General features: G+C 66.5%; 1 pseudogene. It reads right to left on the reverse strand.

What is annotated here, in order from left to right:
- Window positions 1-549 (reverse strand): annotated as a pseudogene (locus VZP09_RS00170) (sodium-extruding oxaloacetate decarboxylase subunit alpha); the annotation flags it as partial.

Raw genomic sequence — 549 nt, forward strand, 5'->3', positions numbered from 1 at the left:
ACGCCGTCGACGCCGGCTTCAATGGCCTTCAGCAGGGCCATCTCCGCCATCCCGGTGGTGGCATGGCAGTGCAGGTGCAGGGTGACGTCATAGCGCTTCTTGATTTCACTGACCAGCTCAAAGGCGGCATGCGGGGTGAGGATGCCGGACATGTCCTTGATGGCGACGGAGTCAACGCCGGTCTCCAGCAGCTGTTCGGTGAGGTCGAGCCAGGTCTGCAGGGTGTGCGCCGGGCTGGTGGTGTACGAAAGCGTACCCTGGGCGTGGGCGCCGTGGCGGCGGACCGCCTGCAGGGCGGCCTGCATGTTGCGCGGGTCGTTCATGGCATCGAAGACGCGGAAGACGTCCATGCCGTTTTTGACGGCGCGCTCCACGAAGCGCTCCACCACGTCGTCGGCGTAGTGGCGGTAGCCGAGCAGGTTCTGGCCGCGGAGCAGCATCTGCAGCGGGGTCTTCGGCATCGCCTTTTTCAGCTCGCGCAGGCGGACCCACGGGTCCTCGCCGAGAAAGCGGATGCAGGCGTCAAAGGTGGCGCCGCCCCAGCACTCC

Origin of the sequence: Klebsiella sp. EMBS2024, assembly GCF_036233805.1 — a bacterium.
In the GTDB taxonomy this organism is placed as follows: Bacteria; Pseudomonadota; Gammaproteobacteria; order Enterobacterales; family Enterobacteriaceae; genus Klebsiella; species Klebsiella pneumoniae.